Source organism: Bacillus carboniphilus (assembly GCF_039522365.1).
Classification (GTDB): Bacteria; Bacillota; Bacilli; order Bacillales; family JC228; genus Bacillus_BF; species Bacillus_BF carboniphilus.
Window position 1 is genome coordinate 276,553 of record NZ_BAAADJ010000004.1, and the last position, 14,426, is coordinate 290,978.

General features: G+C 38.9%; 19 protein-coding genes and 1 riboswitch. Of the genes, 8 read left to right on the forward strand and 11 right to left on the reverse strand.

The window, feature by feature from the left end:
- Positions 1-100: 100 nt before the first annotated feature.
- From ABDZ91_RS02570 to ABDZ91_RS02580, 3 genes are read right to left on the reverse strand one after another with little or no spacing between them, the layout of a single operon-like run.
- A complete protein-coding gene (locus ABDZ91_RS02570; RefSeq protein ID WP_343796051.1) occupies positions 101-562 on the reverse strand; it encodes a chemotaxis protein CheX in 462 nt (153 codons plus the stop codon).
- A gap of 12 nt (positions 563-574) precedes the next feature.
- The gene (locus ABDZ91_RS02575) at positions 575-1,201 is read right to left on the reverse strand and encodes a response regulator transcription factor (protein WP_343796053.1); all 627 of its coding nucleotides are present in this window, start codon (positions 1,199-1,201) and stop codon (positions 575-577) included.
- 23 nt (positions 1,202-1,224) lie between these two features.
- Complete coding sequence (locus ABDZ91_RS02580; RefSeq protein ID WP_343796056.1) at positions 1,225-1,584, reverse strand: response regulator; 360 nt, start codon at positions 1,582-1,584, stop codon at positions 1,225-1,227.
- A 91-nt stretch (positions 1,585-1,675) separates the two neighbouring features.
- Positions 1,676-1,760, reverse strand: a riboswitch (cyclic di-GMP riboswitch).
- A 385-nt stretch (positions 1,761-2,145) separates the two neighbouring features.
- On the opposite strand from ABDZ91_RS02580, the gene ABDZ91_RS02585 reads away from it, so the two are divergent.
- On the forward strand, positions 2,146-2,643 hold the full coding sequence (locus tag ABDZ91_RS02585; protein ID WP_343796058.1) for a sigma-70 family RNA polymerase sigma factor: 498 nt from the start codon (positions 2,146-2,148) through the stop codon (positions 2,641-2,643).
- A gap of 87 nt (positions 2,644-2,730) precedes the next feature.
- Here the strand turns inward: ABDZ91_RS02585 and ABDZ91_RS02590 are convergent, their stop codons facing one another.
- The 4 genes from ABDZ91_RS02590 to ABDZ91_RS02605 form a co-directional block, all read right to left on the reverse strand.
- Entirely contained in the window at positions 2,731-3,072 is a 342-nt protein-coding gene (locus ABDZ91_RS02590) for a DUF4064 domain-containing protein (protein WP_343796060.1), read from the reverse strand.
- 709 nt (positions 3,073-3,781) lie between these two features.
- Positions 3,782-4,405: a hypothetical protein gene (locus ABDZ91_RS02595; RefSeq protein ID WP_343796063.1), complete on the reverse strand. Its 624-nt coding sequence runs from the start codon at positions 4,403-4,405 to the stop codon at positions 3,782-3,784.
- A gap of 83 nt (positions 4,406-4,488) precedes the next feature.
- Entirely contained in the window at positions 4,489-5,124 is a 636-nt protein-coding gene (locus ABDZ91_RS02600) for a hypothetical protein (protein ID WP_343796065.1), read from the reverse strand.
- Positions 5,125-5,552: 428 nt separating this feature from the next.
- Positions 5,553-6,809, reverse strand: coding sequence for a S8 family peptidase (locus ABDZ91_RS02605; protein WP_425541775.1), 1,257 nt, complete (start codon positions 6,807-6,809; stop codon positions 5,553-5,555).
- A gap of 396 nt (positions 6,810-7,205) precedes the next feature.
- On the opposite strand from ABDZ91_RS02605, the gene ABDZ91_RS02610 reads away from it, so the two are divergent.
- The 3 genes from ABDZ91_RS02610 to ABDZ91_RS02620 all read left to right on the forward strand — a co-directional run bounded on the left by ABDZ91_RS02610 (position 7,206) and on the right by ABDZ91_RS02620 (position 8,804).
- Entirely contained in the window at positions 7,206-7,484 is a 279-nt protein-coding gene (locus ABDZ91_RS02610; protein ID WP_343796067.1) for a toxin-antitoxin system YwqK family antitoxin, read from the forward strand.
- Between the two features lie 278 nt (positions 7,485-7,762).
- On the forward strand, positions 7,763-8,080 hold the full coding sequence (locus ABDZ91_RS02615; protein ID WP_343796069.1) for a hypothetical protein: 318 nt from the start codon (positions 7,763-7,765) through the stop codon (positions 8,078-8,080).
- The gene (locus tag ABDZ91_RS02620) at positions 8,049-8,804 is read left to right on the forward strand and encodes a hypothetical protein (protein WP_343796071.1); all 756 of its coding nucleotides are present in this window, start codon (positions 8,049-8,051) and stop codon (positions 8,802-8,804) included. The genes ABDZ91_RS02615 and ABDZ91_RS02620 overlap by 32 nt, the downstream gene beginning before the upstream one ends.
- A gap of 253 nt (positions 8,805-9,057) precedes the next feature.
- On the opposite strand, the gene ABDZ91_RS02625 is transcribed toward ABDZ91_RS02620, so the two are convergent.
- Complete coding sequence (locus ABDZ91_RS02625) at positions 9,058-9,438, reverse strand: DUF4183 domain-containing protein (protein WP_343796073.1); 381 nt, start codon at positions 9,436-9,438, stop codon at positions 9,058-9,060.
- 152 nt (positions 9,439-9,590) lie between these two features.
- On the opposite strand from ABDZ91_RS02625, the gene ABDZ91_RS02630 reads away from it, so the two are divergent.
- The 4 genes from ABDZ91_RS02630 to arr all read left to right on the forward strand — a co-directional run bounded on the left by ABDZ91_RS02630 (position 9,591) and on the right by arr (position 11,687).
- Positions 9,591-9,938, forward strand: a complete 348-nt coding sequence (locus tag ABDZ91_RS02630; protein ID WP_343796074.1) for a DUF4183 domain-containing protein — start codon at positions 9,591-9,593, stop codon at positions 9,936-9,938.
- A gap of 249 nt (positions 9,939-10,187) precedes the next feature.
- Positions 10,188-10,673 (forward strand): hypothetical protein, encoded by a 486-nt coding sequence (locus ABDZ91_RS02635; RefSeq protein ID WP_343796076.1) that lies wholly within the window; start codon positions 10,188-10,190, stop codon positions 10,671-10,673.
- A gap of 89 nt (positions 10,674-10,762) precedes the next feature.
- Positions 10,763-11,191 (forward strand): GNAT family N-acetyltransferase, encoded by a 429-nt coding sequence (locus tag ABDZ91_RS02640; protein ID WP_343796077.1) that lies wholly within the window; start codon positions 10,763-10,765, stop codon positions 11,189-11,191.
- Positions 11,192-11,270: 79 nt separating this feature from the next.
- Complete coding sequence (gene arr, locus ABDZ91_RS02645) at positions 11,271-11,687, forward strand: NAD(+)--rifampin ADP-ribosyltransferase (RefSeq protein WP_343796078.1); 417 nt, start codon at positions 11,271-11,273, stop codon at positions 11,685-11,687.
- Positions 11,688-11,875: 188 nt separating this feature from the next.
- On the opposite strand, the gene ABDZ91_RS02650 is transcribed toward arr, so the two are convergent.
- From ABDZ91_RS02650 to ABDZ91_RS02660, 3 genes are all read right to left on the reverse strand, one after another.
- On the reverse strand, positions 11,876-12,025 hold the full coding sequence (locus ABDZ91_RS02650) for a hypothetical protein (RefSeq protein WP_343796080.1): 150 nt from the start codon (positions 12,023-12,025) through the stop codon (positions 11,876-11,878).
- A gap of 366 nt (positions 12,026-12,391) precedes the next feature.
- On the reverse strand, positions 12,392-13,414 hold the full coding sequence (locus ABDZ91_RS02655) for an ABC transporter ATP-binding protein (RefSeq protein ID WP_343796081.1): 1,023 nt from the start codon (positions 13,412-13,414) through the stop codon (positions 12,392-12,394).
- Positions 13,407-14,414, reverse strand: coding sequence for an ABC transporter ATP-binding protein (locus ABDZ91_RS02660; protein WP_343796082.1), 1,008 nt, complete (start codon positions 14,412-14,414; stop codon positions 13,407-13,409). Before ABDZ91_RS02660 ends, ABDZ91_RS02655 begins: the two co-directional genes overlap by 8 nt.
- Between the last annotated feature and the right edge of the window lie 12 nt (positions 14,415-14,426).

Here is a 14,426-nt window from a genome sequence, read left to right on the forward strand (position 1 = left end):
TACTTGTAAAGTTGTTCGAACCTTCACCTTTTTTGGCTTCAGAGACGGTGTTATTTGTTTGTTACTTGCTTCCACAAGTGTTCCCCCTACTTATAAAATGTCAATCTAGCAATAAATAAACATTCATTTCCTCTTCATTCTCAAACGTTAAATTAGCCTCAAATGCGTTTCTAAACCCAGATACCTTCGTATCTCCTTCCATAACTGTTGGAGCGGTGATATCTGTTTTGATTCCCTTATTAACAATATTCGTAGCAAAGCCACCTGCTATCATGTTCCCTAATTCACCACTAAATGAATTCAGCATTTCTCCTTCTAAGGGCATGCCGAACATGGATTCACCAATAAAACTAAATACAGATGACTCTCCAGAGAAAACAAGTTTTCCTTTCACGTCTCCAGTTACCCCTATTAAAACGCCAAACTGAAGTTGTAAAGAATCTTCTATGAGATTGAGTTCTCCCATTGTAAATGAATGAGGAATTACATTTTCAATAGAAGCGATGGTTCCATTAAATAGTTCAGTTATCATTTGAGACCCATAACCCACTGTTCCTGACATAAAATCACCCCTTTATATGTTGACCCATCGATTTTTAATAGAAAGCAATGCTGCACTTGTTCGATTGGTTACCTTTAACTTTTTTAAAATAGAGTACACGTGATTCTTGGCTGTTCTTTCTGAGATGTGCAGTTGATCTCCGATGTCTTGGTTGTTGTGCCCCTTTGCCAAAAGCTCTAGCACCAGCCACTCTTGCTTAGTTAGTAGATTTTTCGGACGTGTACCTTTATTGCTTTTCAAGTCGATATAACCATCTAGAAGCACGGATGATAATAGTGGATGGATATATCGCTTCCCCTCTAAAATCATCGAAATCGCCTCAAGCTGTTCGGTGTTATTCATGAGTTTGTAAAAATAGCCATGAAGTCTCTTTCCAAAGCAATCAAGTAATTCTGGATTAGTCATATCAGAAGTCACGATTACCTTTTTGTTTTGAGCGATATAGAAATCAATCAAGTCACTGTGGTTGTCAGTAGTCTCCAAATCTACAATGACTACATCTACAATCTCCTTAAACAGTTGAACTTTGTTTGACGTATCCACTGCCGTAATAGAGCAATGTTTAAGGTTCTTTGTTAATACTTTTACAGTCCATGTGCGATGTAAGCTTGGTTCACTAAGTAATGATATATTTGTCATCTTCCCTCTACCTTATTTCCTTTCTATACCAAAGCCTTCTCAACGGCTTCTTTTATTCGTACTTGGTCAAAAGGCTTCACAACAAAGTCTTTGGCTCCCGCTTGAATTGCTTCAATCACCATATCCTTTTGCCCCATAGCGGAACACATGATAATAGTGGCATTGGGGTTCACTTTCTTAATCTCCTTTACAGCCTCTACCCCATTCATTTCAGGCATCGTAATATCCATGGTGACGAGGTCGGGTTTTAATTCCCCATATTTCTCTACGGCTACTTGACCGTTTTCCGCTTCTCCCACAACATCATGACCTAGCTTCGTCAAAATATCTTTCAGTTGCATTCTCATAAACATGGCATCATCTGTAACTAAAACTGTTGCCATTTGCCCCACTCCTTTTCACAAAAAATGGCCACTCCAAATGAGCAGCCAAAACATGCATTTTATTAAGTTTATTAAAAACAATAACATTATTTTTGGTAACCAGGCGATCATAGTTATGGAACCTTAGACCCTAAGCTTTGCGTCCTTACCTTTCGATAAGTTTGCCTTTTTTTCAAATTTATACCATTCCGGTAGTTTGAGATATTCAATTTTTAGTCATTAGTAATCCAAAAGAACTAGTTCCTTAGTCATTATAAAGGATAAAAAATGCCAAATCAACATAAATTCTCCATATTTCGACTTCTTTCGACATTTCGTAATGTTCAGGCAATTGGGACAGAGGGGACAGGTTTACTGTCCCACTCTGTCTCATCTTCAAAAAACTGTAAAACTTAACGTTTCTCACTAGAAACTTAAAGTTTCCCCTAGAGAAACTTCAAATAACCTACCCAATCAGCCTAGAAACATGAAGTTTCTCCTTTTGTTCTATTTCCTCTTCCTTTGTATGGTTGACTTACCTAGGAATAAAACGAATAGCGCGCTTTTCAGAAGGATGAAAAGTTGAAAGAGTTTGAGATGTTGATACAAAATTATGAGCCTATGATTTATAAGATTATGAAGACCCTCAATGTCTATCAAAGAAAGGAAGAATTTTATCAAACCGGTTTGATAGCTTTGTGGGAGGCTTACCAAAAGTTTGATGCTTATAAAGGTAGTTTTTCGACATTCGCTTATAGCTATATCCGAGGAAGAATGCTGAGAGATTTACAACGTAACATTCGTGACGAAGAGAGAAATGTTTATCCGAAAGAAGAGTTTTGGTCCATGATTGAAGATGATGATGCGGATCCTCTAATGCAAGCCAATGGGAATATTTTAGCCTTATGCAATGAATGCCACCTAACGAAGTTGCAGAGAAAATGGGTGGAGTATACTTGTATTCATATGTTGAGTGTGCGGGAGATTGCGGAGGTGGAAGGAGTGTCGATTTCGGCTGTGAAGCGGTGGAAGAAGGAGGCGAAGGAGAAACTTAGAATCTCGCTACTTTCCAAAGCCTAATTAAAATGACACACTTTTAAGGGTGGTGTTGGATGAATACAATGGCTCCTCCCCCCGGTTTAATCATGTGGGACACGAAACCTGTCCCTACTGTCCCACACTTTTGTCCTTTCTAAATACACCCATTAAACCAGCGATGAGTAATAAAATAAAGGATAATAGGAATGCCAGTGAGATGCTGATTAGACCACCAATGGCAGCAATGAGCATGATGATGCCTCCTTGCTTTGGCTTACTCTTGACCCTTACCGAGCCTATGATTCCTAAGATTGAAAAGATAATCCCACCAAATCCGAGACCTGTTAGCTCACTTGTGCCAGCCTCGTTAAATGCAGCGTCAATTCCTCCAACAAATAGTGCAAAGAAGGCACCAAAGAATCCAAAAATACCACCTAGTAATCCTAAGACAAATTCTGTTGTTCTTGACATAGCTTTTCCCTCCTAAATTAGTAGGTTAACAATCGGTTTGATTTAGGCATAATTTATTTGATATTATTTCTTGCCTCCTATTATCTTCTTTTGACGCTGTTCTTATTCTATCTGGACAGAGTGGCCTCCCTTCACTTACATGTACTACAAACTTTGACACCAGATTCTTAACTTCAAAGGCATACTGCTCCCATACCAATAGCTCCATAGTTTTTAAACAAACGTTTGTTTAAAAATTCTTCTGTCGATTTCTGTCTAGCTGTCCATTTATCCACTTGCTTTTATGGGACACAAAACCTGTCCCTCTGTCCCATCTTTTTTTCTAGAACGTTTTTCCTAAAGAGAAAGGTTCTGTAATCTATATAATTTCCGTTTTTATAAGCAATCTGCGGGACACGAAAGCTGTCCCCTCTGTCCCAATATTAAAAGTGAAATGGAATTCGGAACTTGGGCGATGGAATTCAGAACTAGGGGCTGGTATTCAGAACTCAGGCGTTGGAATTGAGAACTCAGGGGCCGGCATTCAGAACTCAGGGGCTGGTATTCAGAACTCAGGGGCCGGAATTCGGAACTCAGGGGTTGGCATTCAGAACTCAGGGGAGTAATTTTTACCCAATTTAAATAAATTTCATTATAAAAATCTTGAACATAGGACCTGACCCTAGTTCGTGAACCCTTTAGCCCACCTAGGGTCTAGCCCCAATTCCCCTCATGTTTCCTGAAAGATCCGCCTGGTTCGAAATGTAACAGGCTGCCCATTATCATCAATAAGAATCAAAACAGCATCATTGTACGATGATGTTAAAGGATAGAGGATATCCAGCAACCCCTTATAGGCTTTACCTGGAGTAAAACTAATCTCTTGTTTGTACGAAGCCTTATCCCATAGTACACCATCTATTTGATGGGTTTCCCTACCTTCCATTTTACCCCCATAGGTGAAGTACTGTGTCTTCGGAGAGTCCCCCTCTTCCGCTCCAGCTGGTAGCTGCCCTCTTTCTAGAAAACTAAGTTTGGCTTTATAATCTGCTATTCTTGATTTATTGGTAAAGTAGTCCGTTTCGACTGATAGTAATTGTGCTTTTTCATTCCAATTAACACGTGCACCTACTTTGCTGAAATCAGCGATCGGAACATAGATATAAGGGTAGTCCGTTCCCTCTGGCTGGAAATTCAAGACCGGGTATGCTCCCGTGTTTATATTTTCCCCATTTACATAAATGGGCTGAACAGCGGTATAGGCTGTAACTGGATTGTATCCCATTTCCCGATAATCAATACCATTATTGGCTATAGGAAATGAATTCCTCATACCATAATCATTCCAAGACATGCCGTACCATCCACCTGAATGATACACTAAGCAACACCTCCACACTTTGTGTCTTTCAAACTTCTAGTCACCAAACAGTCGTTTTATATTTTTGTCGTACTAAATGTAACCGGATTACCATTATCATCGATAAGAATAGCCCATGAAACCCTTGGTGGTTTTACTTCAGGGCTGGTTATATCCATAAAACCTTTGTACGTTCCTCCTGGTGTCAAAGCTGCACTTTCATCATCGGATACAAGATTCCACAGGATACCGCCAACATCGTGCATACCGATTCCTTCAATAATCCCCCCGTAACCAATGTCATCTAATTCAGGGGACGGGCCTTTTTCTATCTCAGGCATTTGTCCCGCTTCCACCTGATCCATCTTATTTTTATAAAATTCTACTAGAGATTCATTTATGGAATAATCACTTTCTACCCACATATAATTGCCTGGTTCTCTCCATTCGACGGTTGCACCCACTTTGCTGAATTGAGCAATGGGAACATAGATATAGGGAGACTGAGTGCCTTCAGGCTGAAAGTTCAAGATTGGATACGGTCCAGTATTGATGTTTTCTCCATTTACTAAAATAGGCTGAAGAGCTGTATATGCCGTAACAGGCTTATATTCCATTTGTCGATTATAGTGGCTTGAATAATGAAAAGGCACAGATGCCCTCATACTTTGTTGATGAAATGGCATTCCATATGACCTTGACAAATCATACATCTAGCAACACCTCCACCCTATCGTATGAACAATTTCTGCCTATGGTGTTTGCAATTTCTAGTTGGACACGGGTGTAAATGATAGCTAGACCCACGAATTCCCAAGTATGTAAAGCAGATAAGAATGGGATCCCATACTACACAATAAATGAAAAGGACTCATCCCTATCAACCTCATGACCGACAAACTTTGACACCAGTTTTGTAATTTCCCAGGTCATATTCCTTCCATTCCAATAGTTCAGCCATTTTTAAACAAACGTTTGTTTAAAAATTCTTTTGTCGACCTTTGTAAAACTATGACTTTTACTTAGAAATCTATGTAATTTTATAAAAAAGCGATCTGCGGGACACTAAACCTGTCCCCTCTGTCCCAATAAAAAAGAGGAAGGCCCTCACAATCAAGAGCCTTCCCCTATTCAATGTATATTACTGCACCAACGGAAACCCAAATCCAGAAGCAATATCGTCTCCACTAGCGGCATGTAGTCCACCATTCACATCATTCGCTCTCGCACGATTTTGAAGTTCCGCACGTAGCTGCGTGTTGGACAAGCTTGGATTTTCAGCCCAGATTTTCGCAGCTAAACCAGAGATATGTGGAGTGGCCATGGAAGTACCGCTAATGGTGTTGTAGCCTCCATCGTTCCACGTCGATTCGATTGCAGCTCCTGGAGCTGAGAGTTCGACGTCGCCTTCCGTGATGACATAGTCACCCGCACCACCGGAGATTCCTCTTGACGAGAAGTCCGCTACACGGTAGTTTCCGTTTTCTTGCACATTTTCGAGAGCCGCTACTGCAACCGCATCGGCTACACCACCTGGATATCCAATCGTACCTGGATCTGGTCCGCTATTTCCAGCAGCCGCAACCACTAAGGCACCTTGGTTCACCGCATACGTTACGGCATCAGCAATCATGCTATCTTTCGAGGCTGATCCGAGTGACATGGAAATGACCACATTCACCCCTAAACGATTTCCTTCATCAGCTGCGTGTTTAATGGCATTCGCGATATCATCAGAGAAACCAAAGCCTAAGTCACCTAATACCTTATAAGACCAAAGTTTCGCTTCGGGCGCCACACCATAAACGCCTTGACCGTCAGCTCCACCATCTGCTAAAACGGTACCGGCCACATGGGTTCCGTGCCCATTGATATCATTACAGCTACCATTTCTCATTGAGAAAAAGAAAAGACTAAAATCCTTACATTGCTCTACATTATTCACTAAGTCTACATGGCTCGTGTAGGTACCGGTATCTAATACAGCTACACGAATGTTGTCTCCCCCGCTTGTTGCCTGAAGGTTCGCATCATTATAGATGGCTTCCATCCCCCATGGAGTCTGGTCAGATGGCGTGCTAGTACGGCTAGCCGCTGTACTTACGTTATCTAAGTAAACTTTATTAACTAAAGAAACCTCAACATTCTTATTCTTTTGCAGGGCTTCATATTGAGCTTCAGTCACATTAGTCGTAAACCCTTTTTCTTCAAAATCCCAACGGACTCCGTATTTTGCTTGAAGCTGAGCTTTTTCATTGGCCTTCTTATGCTGAATCAGAACACGTAAATCTTTTGCGTTCCTTTCATCCGAATCTGACGGAACCTTTGCAAAAGCCCCGAAAGAAAAGCAAGAAATCAAAAGAAGCATCGAAAGTAAAACACCTAAGTACTTTTTCAACCAGATCAACTCCCATTTAGTTAGTAAGAACCTTGTAATAGATGGATAGACAACTAGATTTTATGTGCCCAACAGGCTAGGATCAGGGATGCCTACTCGAAGGAAACCACCTCCACCAATTTTCTGAAAATTCCATTTCATCGTAACATGATGGGAGTGAGTCTTGTATTGGGAAAACGGAGGCTGTCCAGTGGTGGTAACAGGGATACATTTTCCTGGGTTTCCCAATGGTTATTTGGTAATGGATAGATGGGCCCTTGTAACTTGCGAGGTATTTTAGGCTATTATTTAACATGCAAGATGATTGAATAAGCTGTATATTGGAAAAGTACACTATAGGTGAAATTGTTAAAAGTTTCATTGAAAATGTGGCATAAATGTTGTTGGAGGTCAGTTATGGAAAATGAAAAATGTGACTTGATACACCAAAACGGCGTAAAGGAAAAGAAACTGGAAGTAATCGATGGTTACACGATAAAATACCATGCAAATGGCAAAACAATTTGGTCAAAGGGAAAAGTGATTGAAGATAAACCAGAGGGCTATTGGGAATGGTACCGTGCCGATGGGACAATAAAGCGTTCAGGTTATTTTGAAAATGGTGAGCCTGTTGGTGAATGGATCACCTATGATAGCAAGGGTGAAAAATACAAAATCACCAATCGGGATAAATAATATTATGATAGGGTAGATTCTATTTTACCCAATGTGGAATTAGTCTCATAGAAAAGAAAAGCTTAGAGCTATATAAACTCTGAGCTTTTTTGTATGCAATTTAATGTGTGTTGAATAGAAGAAAGAGTGCCTGACCCCCTTAACGTTAGCGCTAGTCAGTTGGGGGCAGGCACCAGTAATCATCCTATTTTCGTTCCCTTTAGATATGGCACTTAGGCTTCCCCCTTCTTTCTTGCTTATAAATGCAATGAATTTAGGAAAGAATGGTTGATACTGTCATGTTTGAAAAGGTTATTCATAGGTTTATAAAGGAAGATAAAAGGAAAATTATGGACAAGCGTAGAAGTAGGGATTACGATAAGAATAATTCTAAAAAAAATGAAGATGAGGTGGTAAAAATGCTTACAATACCACTGACAAAATCAGTCCCAACTAAAACAGTTGAAAAAAAAGTTGTAGAAAATCCAAGAAAAAAACGGAGTGCTCTTGAGATTTCAAATTCTATTGGTGTTCACGGAGCTTTTGGTCGCACTTTGTCGGACCTTCACAAGCAGGGAAATAGGTATGGACTTTATTATTGGTGGGGATCAAATTGACCAGGAAGACTTCTCTAGAGCATCTATTTATTTAGATGCTTGTTTTATTTTGGCGTTTTTGGATCTTGATGATGGCCGTCGCCCTGAGGTCGCAAGAGTGCTAGATGTGTGGTCAGATCATCCGGGGGGTGTTCTAGGGATCAGTAACCATACTGTAGCAGAGGTAATCAATCGGCTTTTTCAAATGAAAGTTCTGGGAGCCTTAGAGGTCTATCAGCAAAACAATAAACTTATTAACCAGACTAGAGGTGGAGTCAATCAATTATCCTTTGAACAGAAGGCGAGATTACTAGATTTAGATGGTGCTAGATTCTTATACAACTTGGCAAAACGTGAGGAAATTATGAATTTCTACAACAAAAATATCAATGTTAATGTAAAAGTAGTGGAATTAATAAAACAAGCAAAAAAAGACGAAGATAAACGAAATAAATTAGATGTCTTTTATCGGGCTGCGGTTGATACATTTGAGGGATTTGTACAAAAGATGACTGATGAACTGGGTTTTGAAGCAGTCGAAATTTTGGACTCAACAGAAGCTATTTCATATCCCGCTGCTATAGTCTATATGCAACATTTCCAACTGGATATTACAGACTCTTTCCATTTGGCAATCGCTCAAGAAAATGAATATAATTACTTGGCTACGCTAGATGGAGATTTTGTAAATAATTTTTATTCTAGGGGTGCCTCTTTATCAACTAGAATTATTAAAGTAGCATAGTTTTTATATACAAACCTTAGCAAACCCTCTTTAGCTAGAAATTTAAATACATAAACATTATTTAAGTCAAATACAAAGCCAGGAAATGGTGCCTGACCCCCAGCACTTTAACGCTTTATCTGACTGTGGTCAGGCACTCATTTAGTGACAAATTGAGTGATAGATAACAAGAACGGAGAAATAAGAACGGACGGTTCCACCGTTTCTTTATATTCGAAACGAAAAACAGTCCATCGTTTCCCAGGCACAAAACTTATGTGATTATTGTTGTATCGCTTGTAGGAGTAAAATTAGCAACTACTAAAACTATTGCTGAATCTACTTGAATAGTGGAATCAGTAGGAACTGTAATTTCTAGTTGGCCAACACCTGTGCCTCCTGGTGTGTATGCTAATAAATCTTCCATCTGAAGTACTCCATTAACATATACATTAAAATAACTATTATCAGTAGCTAAAGCTGGAAGTGTGGTCGCATCTGCCCCTGTATCAGTCCAAAAATCCTCAACAGGAATTGTTAATGTTCCGGGACCTGTTACAGTTGATGTTGCTTCATTAAAAAATCTTTCAACAGTTGGTGAAGTAGTAACAGTTGAATCTGCTGTAATAGCAAGCTTCATAATTTGTAAAGGCAATCATATTACCTCCTTTCAAGTTATACTACATGTTTATTCACGTTTTTATATAATGGGAAGGCATTCGTCTCTAGCTCTGACGCACATTTTGATGGACTACCTAATAAAATAGCTTAAGTGGGAAAATTAAACAGAGATAGGGTGGATTGAAATTGAGCAAAAAAATAAATATAAATAACGAATTACCTAAGCCATGTCTCACAATCCCAATTTTACCTCCCAGCTGTCTTTGGATTAAAACACCCAAAAAGGTAAAAGTCTACGAATATTACACATTAGCAGATGGAATTGGAAAGAAATTTAAAGAAAAAGATGGAATAAAAGAGTTGGGTAAACAAGTCATATTGGACCCTCACATGGTTTCATATATGAATCTATTTATCAATGGAGTATTACAACCTAAAGAGAGTTATATTGTAAAAAAAGGGACCATCACATTAAAAACAACAGATGTACCTCCAAAAGGTGCGCCTATTATACTTCAAATGATAATAATTTAACATAGGCGCAGGGGCGGTTCTCCTATTCTGTGGATGCTGGGATGGTTCGTTTCTTTTTATATTTGGAAACGTGAGAACCGTCCCTACGTTTCTCTCGGATAAAGATCCTGATAAGTTTCTACTGTATGTTTAAACAAGGAGACTGTTTATGGGACAAGTTAATCATATTAGTAGAAACAAATTCATATTATGAGTCAAGCCAGCAACATTAACTATTGGGGGTTAGTTTGTGTAAGGTTGTGATTTCATTTGAATTATTCTTTCTTGGTAGTCGCTTACGTTGCTAGTTTTATTTGTTCCAGCATTGGAAGTAGACTGTCTTCACTATATAGAATTAGAAATGTTACGGATATTGAACCGATTTTAGTACAATCTGTTCATACACTTTTTGATGGGAATAAAGAGACTTATATGTTGATTTGTGCCATTATTATCACTTTATCAGGACTTCTCATCTCATTATTGGCAGTTCATGAAATCTTAAGAGAGATGTCGTTTCGGAACATCTTGGCTTCTTCTTTCCTTCTAATTATCCATTCTATTAACATCATCATTTGCGTTTACTTTCTTTTATTTTTTATCATCTTACTTGTTTGTCTGGGTATCATAATTGGAATTACGTGGATCATTATACGTAAGAATGGTAGTGGCGGATATGTCCCTATGCGGGGACGCTTTAGAAAGGGTTCATATGTGAGAAGACATCCTAGAAGAAGGCCACGAAGACGGTTCTAATTCCATGAAAATGTATTGTAATTTGTAGAGGGGGAAATTAAAATAGTGCTAAACTTTAAAAGGTAAATTCGCCGTGAAAGAGGTATAGTATGTCCGAAAAAATTCAGGAATTACAAACCCAAGAACAGTGGTTAGAGGCATTCCCTATTATGAATCAATTGCGTACAGATTTAACTCATGAAACATACTTTGAATTACTTAAAGAAATGCAGAAAGATGGATATACATTGATCGGTCTATATATCAATGGGAAACTTGTATCGTTGGCAGGGTTAAGTTGGAGAGTTAATTTTTATAATAAACGCCATATTTTCATCTATGATTTAATAACAGATGAAGCACACCGGTCTTTTGGATACGGCGAAATGTTACTAACGTTTATACATAATTGGGCAAAAGAAAATGGTGCTGAGTATGTAACATTAGAATCTGGGCTTCAGCGAGTTAACGCTCACCGTTTTTATGAAGAAAAGTTAGACTATGATAAATGGTGTTATTCTTTTAGAAAGTCATTGTAGTCATCATTCAGGGTTAATTTGAAGTTAATTGCTCGTTAACTATTTATCATCCTTCATTAAAAATAAGAGGTGTATCAGTATGAATGACAAAAAAGATGTCTTAGACTATGGCCCTTTCTTTCATGGTACGAAAGCAGATCTAAAAATTGGTGACCTTTTAGAACCGCAACACTTATCAAATTACCAAGACAAAAAATCTAACTATATCTATTTCACTGCAACATTAGATGCTGCTAAATGGGGTGCTGAATTAGCCACATCTAATGCTAAAGAAAGAATTTACATTGTAGAACCATTAGGTGATTTTGAAAATGATCCGAACTTAACGGACAAAAGATTTCCTGGAAACCCAACTCGTTCTTATAGGTCTAAATCGCCTTTGAAAATAATAGCTGAATTAGGTTCATGGGAAAGACATTCCGATGAAGAAATCAATCATATGCTTTCATCTTTAAAAACGTTACGTGAACAAGGCAAAGCTGTAATTGATGATTAGAACGCGTAGATCGCAGGACAGTTCTTTTGTTTTTTCCATATTTGGAAACAAAAGAACTGCTCCCCATGTTTCACCCATTTAGCTTTTAATCAAGAATAAATTTATGTATAATGGAAATATAATTAAAGAGAAGCGTTGGAGCGCTTCTCTCTGCAACCTCTACCGTCAGGGTGGTGGTTGTCAATAAACTATTTTTTGTCTTGAGAACCACCCTTTAGCTTGCGACGGCGTAGGGTGGTTTTCTTGTTATCTAGTACGCTTTTTCGAAAGGTATGTGCAGAAATTTCCCGTACAATCCCTTTCAAAATTTCACGAATTATTTCAAGAAATGTTTCCATGATTATCACCTCCTTTCCTAACCAAGGAAAGAAGAGAGACAACCAACCACCCTCACAATATTCAGTTGCATTTTTATTTTATCATATGATTATTCTGAAAATACAAAAAATATATAGTGTTTCAGTAGAACGCAGGGACGGTTCGGGACTCTATAAAATTTCAGATTATCAGACCATTATCCGTGAACTTTCTGCATCATATAGCGGCGAATGCTCCTACAAACGAAATCGTTACAGCTCAAGACATGGGAGAATATTATATTATCCATCCGGTAAGTATGTAGACCCTATGTATTTTGAGCAGCAATAATAAAGAGTGTTGGCACAAGCTATGCCAACACTCTTTTTAGTTACTAACTTTATTTTTCACGTAGATCGCGGGACAGTTCTTTCCCTTTCCGGGACAGCAAACCTGTCCCCCTGTCCCATTACATGACATGCCACAAAATGATTGTCACCAATTTTTTCAAGCCTTTGCTCCGTTTGACTACAAGCTGAGGTGGCTTCTGGGCAACGGGTATGAAATGGGCACCCACTTGGCGGGTTGATCGGACTTGGTACTTCTCCTTTTAGAATGATTCGGTCCCGCTTGTGATAAATAGAAGGAACCGCTGATAATATCGATTTGGTATACGGATGTGTTGGGTTATTAAATATGGACTCTTTATCGCCGACCTCTACGATTTTCCCTAGATACATTACAATGATTCGATTACAAAAGTGACGAACTACACCTAAATCATGCGAGATAAAGAGGTAAGTGAGCTGGTATTCTTTTTGTAATTTTTTCAATAGATTTAGAATCTGAGCCTGAATCGAGACATCAAGTGCTGAAACGGGTTCATCGCAAATGATAAATTTTGGCCGAACCGCTAATGCCCGTGCGATCCCGATCCTTTGCCTTTGCCCACCACTAAATTCATGTGGATAACGGTTTAAGTGATGTGTGTCGAGCCCAACTTCTTTTATTGTTTTTCGAATGATTTCTTTTCTTTCCTTTGAAGAATAGTCGGTTAGGTTTACCAATGGCTCTTCTATAATTTTTTCAACCGTTTTCCTTGGATTTAAGGAGGAATACGGATCTTGAAAGATAAACTGTAGGTTCTTTCTAACCTCACGCATTTGCAAATTCGATAGAGAGTTCAAGTCCGTATTATCGTAAAAAATATGTCCACTAGTGGAATCTATTAACCTCAACAGCGTTTTAGCTAAGGTAGATTTTCCACAACCAGATTCTCCAACCACCCCGATGGTTTCACCTGGGAATACTTCAAACGAAACATCATCGACTGCCCGTACATATTTTTTCGCTTTATTAAAAAATCCAGATTTAACAGGATAATACTTCTTTAAGTTTTCGACCTTGAGTAGCGGTTCTGCATTAACCATACACCTTTGACTCCTCTCGCTCCCAAATATCGCTGTACTTTAAGCATCGAACTTGATGACCTTCCCTTACTTCTTCTAATACTGGTTTCATTTCTTTACAAATTTCCTTGGCATAGCTACAACGAGTTGAAAAGCGGCACCCCTTTGGCATTTCTGAATAATGTGGAAGAATACCTGGTATGGCTTCTAATTCTTCAATATCTTGGTAGACATCCGGGACTGATTTGATGAGCCCCTCTGTATAAGGATGAAGGGGATTTGCAAAAATTTCAGCAGCAGAGGTTTTCTCTACAATTTCACCTGCATACATTACCATCACATCATCTGCTACTTCAGATACAACCCCTAAATCATGGGTGATAAAAATAATAGACATGCCCCTTTGTTGCTTCATGTCTTTGATCAGGTCTAAAATTTGAGCCTGAATCGTAACATCTAATGCCGTTGTTGGCTCATCTGCAATTAAAAGTTCCGGATCACAGGCCAAGGCAATCGCAATCATTACCCTCTGCCGCATTCCTCCACTCAATTGGTGAGGATATTCCTTTACCCGCTGCTCCGGTTCTGGAATTCCAACAAGCTTGAGCATTTCAACAGCTTGCTTCATCGCCTGCTTTTTGCTTAGACGTTTATGACCTTCCAAGACTTCACAAATTTGATTACCGATTGTATATACCGGATTAAGAGAAGTCATTGGCTCCTGGAAAATCATGGCGATGTCATTTCCTCTAATTTTCCGCATTTCTTTCTCAGGTAGCGCCACTAGGTTCTTCCCTTTATATAAAATTTCCCCGTCTTCAATTTCACCCGGAGGATTTGGAATAAGCCGCATGATAGAAAGAGAGGTCACACTCTTTCCACACCCTGACTCACCTACAATTCCTAGGGTTTTCCCCTTATCTAATGAAAAAGAAATCCCGCTTACCGTTTGCACGGGTCCATCCTCAGTATTAAATCTTATTTTTAAATTATGAACACTTAATATTTTTTCTTCTGACATGAAACAACACCC

What these genes read in the sequence shown, in the direction of transcription:
- ABDZ91_RS02655 (WP_343796081.1), bottom strand. Translation starts at nt 13,414, where the DNA reads ATGGTTAATGCAGAACCGCTACTCAAGGTCGAAAACTTAAAGAAGTAT.
- ABDZ91_RS02615 (WP_343796069.1), top strand. Translation starts at nt 7,763, where the DNA reads ATGTTTGAAAAGGTTATTCATAGGTTTATAAAGGAAGATAAAAGGAAA.
- ABDZ91_RS02590 (WP_343796060.1), bottom strand. Translation starts at nt 3,072, where the DNA reads ATGTCAAGAACAACAGAATTTGTCTTAGGATTACTAGGTGGTATTTTT.
- ABDZ91_RS02610 (WP_343796067.1), top strand. Translation starts at nt 7,206, where the DNA reads ATGGAAAATGAAAAATGTGACTTGATACACCAAAACGGCGTAAAGGAA.
- ABDZ91_RS02640 (WP_343796077.1), top strand. Translation starts at nt 10,763, where the DNA reads ATGTCCGAAAAAATTCAGGAATTACAAACCCAAGAACAGTGGTTAGAG.
- ABDZ91_RS02660 (WP_343796082.1), bottom strand. Translation starts at nt 14,414, where the DNA reads ATGTCAGAAGAAAAAATATTAAGTGTTCATAATTTAAAAATAAGATTT.
- ABDZ91_RS02620 (WP_343796071.1), top strand. Translation starts at nt 8,049, where the DNA reads ATGGACTTTATTATTGGTGGGGATCAAATTGACCAGGAAGACTTCTCT.
- arr (WP_343796078.1), top strand. Translation starts at nt 11,271, where the DNA reads ATGAATGACAAAAAAGATGTCTTAGACTATGGCCCTTTCTTTCATGGT.
- ABDZ91_RS02600 (WP_343796065.1), bottom strand. Translation starts at nt 5,124, where the DNA reads ATGTATGATTTGTCAAGGTCATATGGAATGCCATTTCATCAACAAAGT.
- ABDZ91_RS02580 (WP_343796056.1), bottom strand. Translation starts at nt 1,584, where the DNA reads ATGGCAACAGTTTTAGTTACAGATGATGCCATGTTTATGAGAATGCAA.
- ABDZ91_RS02570 (WP_343796051.1), bottom strand. Translation starts at nt 562, where the DNA reads ATGTCAGGAACAGTGGGTTATGGGTCTCAAATGATAACTGAACTATTT.
- ABDZ91_RS02595 (WP_343796063.1), bottom strand. Translation starts at nt 4,405, where the DNA reads ATGTCTTGGAATGATTATGGTATGAGGAATTCATTTCCTATAGCCAAT.
- ABDZ91_RS02650 (WP_343796080.1), bottom strand. Translation starts at nt 12,025, where the DNA reads ATGGAAACATTTCTTGAAATAATTCGTGAAATTTTGAAAGGGATTGTA.
- ABDZ91_RS02575 (WP_343796053.1), bottom strand. Translation starts at nt 1,201, where the DNA reads ATGACAAATATATCATTACTTAGTGAACCAAGCTTACATCGCACATGG.